Origin of the sequence: Lachnoclostridium sp. (assembly GCF_031997925.1) — a bacterium.
Taxonomy (GTDB): Bacteria; Bacillota; Clostridia; order Lachnospirales; family Lachnospiraceae; genus Lachnoclostridium.
Genome location: NZ_DAMADT010000010.1, coordinates 30,372 through 37,467, shown reverse-complemented (window position 1 = coordinate 37,467; position 7,096 = coordinate 30,372). Strand labels below are relative to the sequence as shown.

Here is a 7,096-nt window from a genome sequence, read left to right as displayed (position 1 = left end):
TGAGGGTAGTCTTTTCATCGACCTGTAATATGTTAATAGTTTAACCATACTTTATTATAAAAAGGGAATAAGTAAAAACAATGGAAAGTTATATCGATATAAGCATGCAGTTGAGAAAGGAGTTAGAAGCGTTACCACGTGATTATACAAGAATAATGGCAACAAGGAATTGGGATGTCTTGACCGATATGATATTGAATTTTAATATAGGTAGACTTTTAATTTTCATGGATAATTACGGTAGGGGGATACCGGACAAGATCAGAATTACAAAGTTTGGTGTTGACGGGCCGGCAACAACCGCCAGACTTTATTATGATGGTAATTTTTTCACTTATGTAGTCGATGATACCCGTTATACAAATGGCGAGTTTTATACCTATTATGGGCATGAAATGACAGTCAAGAAACGGTATCTGAACTATAATGAAATTGCCATAGATTATAATTTAATTTCATCAGACGGTAAAGAAACTCCCATATTGATTATCTGGGCTGGATTAAAACCTCAGATTATATAATTATTGCAAAAATAGACCACTGGGACTTTTAATTTTATTCTAGCTTTATTTTTATTCTAGTGGTAATAAACATTATATGAAGTTATGTCACTACACAATCTTTCACAGCTGCGAATAAACGGTTCTGCAAATTACAATCTATCATACAAAATACGGAGAATGGTATCAAAAAGATAACCGTTTACTCGAAGAGGTATCGAGTAACCGTTATCATGTCTTATCGGAGAGGTGTACACTTTTTTATTGTGTAGAATATACACTTTTTCCCATAGTGGATTGACTTAATTAATTAGGAAAAGTATAATTAAGCTAATTAATTTGGAGTGATAAACTTCGATATAGTTCTCATTTGCGAACTGAAGAAAATATATATAATCTTCTGAACTAACTTCTAAATACTACAACCTACAAATTCTTGCAAAAATTATCGGGTATTAGTAAAATACCTATATTATACTTATCTTGAAAGGAGAAGCATATGGATACACTTGAGAATATGAAAAATGCGATTAATTATATTGAAGATAATCTTGATGCTGAAATTGAATACGTAAAGGTTGCCCAAATAGCATTATGTTCCCAATATCACTTTCAACGCATGTTTTCTTTTCTTATCGGCATACCGCTGTCCGAGTATATACGTCGTCGCCGATTAACGCTTGCTGCCTTTGATTTGCAGAATAGTAATGAAAAAATTATCAATCTTGCTTTGAAATATGGTTATAACTCGCCTGACTCGTTTTCTCGGGCTTTTATGGCAATGCATGAAGTTACACCCTCAAAAGCAAGAGAAAAAGGCATATCGCTAAAAGCGTATCCTCGTGTAACGTTCTCCTTATCAATAAAAGGAGTGGTTGAGATGAACTACAGAATTGAGCAAAAAAATTCATTTACCGTTGTAGGTGTAAAACAGAGGTTTTCACATATTAATGGTTTAGGTGAAAGTATTGGAAAAATGTGGAGCGAGACACCACTAGAAACTATTTCACAAATTGCAGGACTTGGAAACGGGTTAGTAGGAGTGTACAGTGGAATGTATGAGGATAATACAACTGATTACTATATAGCCGCGATAACTGAAAGCAATTCCCCAAAAAATTTGTGCAAGCTTGAAATACCATCCCTTACATGGGCAATATTTGAGATAATCGGCCCTATGCCTACTGCAATGGCAGAAATATGGGGACGAATTTTTTCCGAATGGTTTCCTACATCTGGTTATGAACATGCAGAAGCTCCAGAAGTAGAATGGTACTCAAATGGTGACTTAAGCTCATCTGATTACAAAAGCGAAATATGGATACCTGTTATTAAAAAGTAATGTTCTGTGCCTAATAAGCATTATGTTAGATGTGCTGATTGACTTCTTAATTAGGAAATGTTTGACATTATATAACAATGATGTTATTCTTAAGTTATATTATTTGAAAGGGGATGTCTGTTTGTCAGTGGTTCTGTAATGTGCTTTATTTTAATATAGGATAAAAAGTTGGGTATTCCAGCTTTTTTGTCGACCTATAATGCCTTACAGAAAACACTAACCTCTCAGTCCATCTGAAGATTTATCACAGGTATAGTTTTTTTTGCTATACCTGTTTTCTTTTCTGTAGGGTGAATACTATAATTTTTCTATAAGAAAGGAATTCATATGCAATATTTAAAAAGCCAAAAATACGATACTGATTTTGTAAGAGCAAATATGATGGGACCTAATTCTATGATAATCTTAGAAAATTTGTTAGAAAATGTTCCATTAACAAGCAATATGAGAGTTTTAGATTTAGGATGCGGAAATGGATTAACTTCAATCTTCTTAGCAAAAGAATATGGAGTACAAGTATTTGCAGTAGATTTATGGATTTCAGCTGGTGAGAACTATAAACGCTTTAAAGAAATGGGCTTAGAAAATCAAATTATACCAATACATGCTGATGCAATGCAATTACCATTTGCAGAAGATTATTTCGATGCGGTCATTAGTGTAGATGCGTACCATTATTTTGGAAGTAACGAAACATATTTTGATAAATACTTATCAAAATTGTTAAAGAAAGATGCTCTAATTGCCATTGGTATTCCCGGTATGAAATACGAAATACATGATTGTATTCCAGAAGAAATGGAACAATACTGGGATAAAGAAGCTCTTAGAACCTGGAATTCTTGTGATTGGTGGGAAAAACTATTATTAAAATCAGATAGTTTTAAAATTAAAAGAATTCAAGAAATGGCTTGCTTCGATGAAGCATGGCAAGACTGGCTAAAAGCAGATAATAAATTTGCTCTTGGAGATAAAGCTATGATTGAAATGGATAATGGAAGGTATATGAATTTAATTTCGATTATAGGAACTAAACGTTAAGATATGTTATAAGTTGAAAATATTATTATTATAAGGATATTCATATTGTGTTATCAGTTAATATAATTCGTTTCATAAATGCAAATTTTTATGAAATCAAACACACATCCCATGTGTGTAAGTATGTGTGCAGATAAATAACAGAAGCCGCAAGCCTCCTATTTATCAGCATTTTAGTGCAGGGATTTGTTCGAATCCCGTCTCGTGCGTCAAAGCGGATATTCGCAATCCGCTTACGCTACCAGCTCTACCTCATTGTCACTACGTGGCATTCTAAAACAGGCAAGTCCTTACCCCCGCTTACAGAAGCGGAGAACTTCACTAATGAGGTTAAATAATTTCCCTAGAAATCTTGTAAAATCAAGGCTTCTAGGGATTTTTCATTTCAGTCGATTTGAGTAATCACTTTAAATTCTGGTTGTCATCATTCATTCCATGCTTTCTATGGCGTATATCGCATGAAATCTTTCTCTTTCGAATCCTTTGATAAGGGGAACTGCTCATTATGTTAGCGCTCCTTACGTTTATACTTGACATATTTCACAGATGAATTCACGTAGGGACAAATCTCCTCGATTTCATAGTAATTGTAGCTATAGCCCTTGGCCGTTTCAGTGTAGTTGCTATGCTTAAAATGCGCCGATTGACTTCACTTATTTAGAAATGTATAATACAATAAATGGAATTATAATTAATAAATTCACTATCCTTTACGATTGAGAAGTGGAAATATATACGGAGGTGGTTAAGATTTTTTTATATCATTATTATGATAAAACAGTTGGACCTTTTGTCAGTTTATCGGATTTGCCTGTTAATGAAGCGAAAACTATCCTCAATACTATAAAAGTGAATAAGCCTAAGGCTCAAAGCGCTAAACGTGACAGTGAATATGTGGAGCATCGGCATAATTGTGAGAATATAATTCGATCAGAGTTTGCGAAAAAAGGCGGTATTATAAAGAGAATGTCACCGCATTATATGGTGATTGAACATAGTCCGTGGTTAAGCACTTGGTTTGAAAACAGCGCTTTTTTAAAGATCTCTATTGAAGAATTTGATTTGAATACCGTTTCGTTTACTTATGGTGATTCAATGCCGACATTTAGCAACCGAATAACTGACAACAAAGAATACCGAAAGAAAGTATATTCTTATGATGAGATATTAAAAATTATTGAGAAATATGGACTGCCGCAAGTTTGGAATGACGATGGTAAATATGGACCAGAAAGATATATTGAGGCTCATATATGGAGCGATGAAACGATAAATAAATATCGATAATGATTTACATTTTGTACTAATTTTTGTGGATGAATTAATATATGTGGTGCCATCTCTTATGGTGGCAACAATAAGTTACAAATTAAGCATACTGATGGTGAAGATATCATAGGTTTAAAAATAAAATAAAGAAAAAAGAATTCAATTTAGTTGACCTGTCTAATGTATGATGAATTAATTATCAGTAAAATAAATTCATAGTTGATTATATTAACATTTACAATCGGAGGATATTTTAATGGATAAACAAGAATTACTACATAATGTTGCACCATGTTCTCTTTTTTGTTACACCTGTCCAGCATTAAAAGATGGTGCTATATCAGAATGTGCAAAAAAATTATGCAACTATTTTGAAGGTTATTATGATTTCAACAATGCTAATATTCCAGAGCAATACCGTTCATGGGTAAGCGAATTTGAAGCATTTTACAAAAACTTGAGTGGATATACCAAATCCGAATGTCCAGGTTGCAGAAATAATCCATCGCCAGGTGCAGGTTGCATAGAAGGATGTATAGTTCCGAATTGTGTTAAAGATCATGGGGTGGATTTTTGTGCTGATTGTTCTGAATTTCCATGCAATAAAGCAAAAGATTTTTTTAAAATAATAAATAATGTGACCGCTAATGATTGGGAGAAAGGGAACTTTAGAATCCGAGAAATCGGTATTGAAAATTATTTTAATGAAAAAAAGGATATATCTCATTACATAAGTTTTAAAAAATAGTTTTTAGGAGGTAATAGTATGATAAATCAAGGTGATGAACTAAGAGAGATTATCACTAAATTTGCGGAATCTGGTTGGGATCTAATTGATGCCCCATCAATAAAATGGTTAGATTCTAACCTTAACGAAAAAGTATCGGAGATAGTTACTAATGAATTAATTACCGCAGTAGAGAAAGCTGATAGCGAATGCGGAAATTGTGGTTGTGAATTTGACCCACTATACAAGAGAGCGTTGGTATTATTACGAGGTATTTAGGGAGAAGGATTTTGTATGAACAATATGAAAGAACAAGCAGACAAGCTTTTATATGATTTAGGCTTGTTTGATGAATTAAAAAAGTATGGGACACCACAGATTATTGGAAGTTATGCCATGAATGTTATGGCATGGAACGACTTGGATATTGATGTCACTAACGATGATATGGATATAGAAAAACTATATTCATTGACATCAGTTATATTGAAGAAGTATAAACCTATTTGGTATGAAGCTAAGCAAGAATTGACAAGTGAGGGAAAACAAGTATGGTTTCATGGATTTGAAACTATGATTTTGGGCGATTTATGGAATATAGATATCTGGTTTTTTGATAAGAGTACGATTTCTAATGCAGAAAGTTTTTGTGACAATGTAAAAAAACAAATAGATTTGGATGAAAACAAACGAAATACTATTATTCAAATTAAAAAGGGACTTATAGAGAAAGAATTATATTCTTTTGAAAAATATACAAGTATGGATGTGTATAAAGCTGTTCTAGAGGATGGTATTTCATCATTGGATGAGTTTTTGATTCGTTGTAAAAAATAGATCTCCTGAACAACAAGTTCGTGATAATTTACTTGTGTAAACGAAGCTCTCATAAGAAAATGATAAATGAGAGGATTATTGTTTTTTCTCCTGATATACTTGTGAAAGAAAGGAGATGTGCTATTTGGATTGGAATATACGATTGAACAGAGCTCTTGATTACATTGAAGAAAACCTGGGTAATGAAATTGATTTTAACTATGCTGCTAAATTAGCATTTTGTTCTCGCAATGATTTATCAAATATGTTTTTCATTGTTACAGGAATACAGTTAAGCGAATACATCAGGCGCCGACGTCTTTCGCTTGCAGCACTAGAACTGCAAAATAGCGATGAAAAAATTATAAATATCTCTATGAAGTATGGTTATTCATCGCCAACTGCATTTAACAGAGCTTTTCAAAATCAACATAAGGTATCACCTCAATATGCAAGAAGCCGGAAAATCTTTTTAAACTCCTATCCTCGCATCACTTTCCGAATAATATTGAATGGAGAGATTAAAATGAAGTGCCGAATTGAGAAGAAAGAGGCTTTTAAAGTTGTTGGTGTCAAGAAGACATTCAGAAATGATATGGAGGAAAATCTACTACCATATTTCTGGCGTGATTTACCACAGGAATCCTATGAAAAAATCATAAAACAATCGAATGCTGAACCAAAAGGCTTGTTAGGTTTATGTGCCAACTTTGACGGCGAGCATACATTTGATTATTACATTGCTGCATCAACTAAAAATTCTGATGTACAAGATTTAGACCAGATTGATATCCCTGAAACAACTTGGGCTATTTTCGAAGCTGAGGGAACAATGTTAGAATTAATTAATCGTATTTGGCAGGAATGGTTCCCATCTTCCGGATACAGAAGGGCGGATAATTCTATTCCTGATGTAGAAGTATATTTTGATTATGACTTTCCTAAAGAAAACTATACTTATGAGCTCTGGTATCCTGTTGTAAAGGAAATACAATAAGAATCATACATAGTTAATGAATGTCTTTTGATGAAATAGATAAAGTCAATAATGAATGGCGTAGTTTTTGGTGGTAATTATAATGACCTATAAGATCTCATTATTATGCTTGCAGAATCCCTTGATATTTTCAAGGGATTTTTTTGCTGGCTTGTAATAATCCTTCTGGTACAGTATAGATTTCTGTATATAATTCTTCTACTACTCTCTTGCTATTTTAGAAATTCCTGCTCTTTCTTGATGAATTCCATTCTAACTTGTTCAGTGATTAGACGAGAATTGAAAGTGATTGTGTTTAGAATGCGCTAATATGGATTGCATTGCTTCATAGTGCACTACTTTTTTAACCAATAACTAAAACAACTAATAGTTAAATCCCCAGCTAGTCATACATATCACATTGC

Annotated in this window: 8 protein-coding genes; all 8 read left to right on the top strand. The window is 33.0% G+C overall.

Annotated features, from left to right (window positions below; translation table 11 throughout):
- The first annotated feature begins 104 nt into the window (after positions 1-104).
- The 8 genes from RTP52_RS08780 (at position 105) to RTP52_RS08745 (ending at position 6,692) form a co-directional block, all read left to right on the top strand.
- Positions 105-521, top strand: coding sequence for a hypothetical protein (locus RTP52_RS08780; protein ID WP_312370629.1), 417 nt, complete (start codon positions 105-107; stop codon positions 519-521).
- A 478-nt stretch (positions 522-999) separates the two neighbouring features.
- The gene (locus RTP52_RS08775; RefSeq protein WP_312104601.1) at positions 1,000-1,842 is read left to right on the top strand and encodes an AraC family transcriptional regulator; all 843 of its coding nucleotides are present in this window, start codon (positions 1,000-1,002) and stop codon (positions 1,840-1,842) included.
- Positions 1,843-2,169: 327 nt separating this feature from the next.
- On the top strand, positions 2,170-2,883 hold the full coding sequence (locus tag RTP52_RS08770; protein WP_312370628.1) for an SAM-dependent methyltransferase: 714 nt from the start codon (positions 2,170-2,172) through the stop codon (positions 2,881-2,883).
- 741 nt (positions 2,884-3,624) lie between these two features.
- Complete coding sequence (locus RTP52_RS08765; RefSeq protein ID WP_312370627.1) at positions 3,625-4,170, top strand: hypothetical protein; 546 nt, start codon at positions 3,625-3,627, stop codon at positions 4,168-4,170.
- A 238-nt stretch (positions 4,171-4,408) separates the two neighbouring features.
- Positions 4,409-4,900: a DUF3795 domain-containing protein gene (locus RTP52_RS08760; protein ID WP_312370625.1), complete on the top strand. Its 492-nt coding sequence runs from the start codon at positions 4,409-4,411 to the stop codon at positions 4,898-4,900.
- Positions 4,901-4,918: 18 nt separating this feature from the next.
- Positions 4,919-5,158 carry a hypothetical protein gene (locus RTP52_RS08755; RefSeq protein ID WP_312370623.1) on the top strand — a complete coding sequence of 80 codons (240 nt, stop codon included), beginning with the start codon at positions 4,919-4,921 and terminating at the stop codon, positions 5,156-5,158.
- A gap of 15 nt (positions 5,159-5,173) precedes the next feature.
- Positions 5,174-5,716 (top strand): hypothetical protein, encoded by a 543-nt coding sequence (locus RTP52_RS08750; RefSeq protein ID WP_312104613.1) that lies wholly within the window; start codon positions 5,174-5,176, stop codon positions 5,714-5,716.
- Between the two features lie 124 nt (positions 5,717-5,840).
- Positions 5,841-6,692, top strand: a complete 852-nt coding sequence (locus RTP52_RS08745; RefSeq protein ID WP_312370621.1) for an AraC family transcriptional regulator — start codon at positions 5,841-5,843, stop codon at positions 6,690-6,692.
- Positions 6,693-7,096 lie beyond the last annotated feature (404 nt).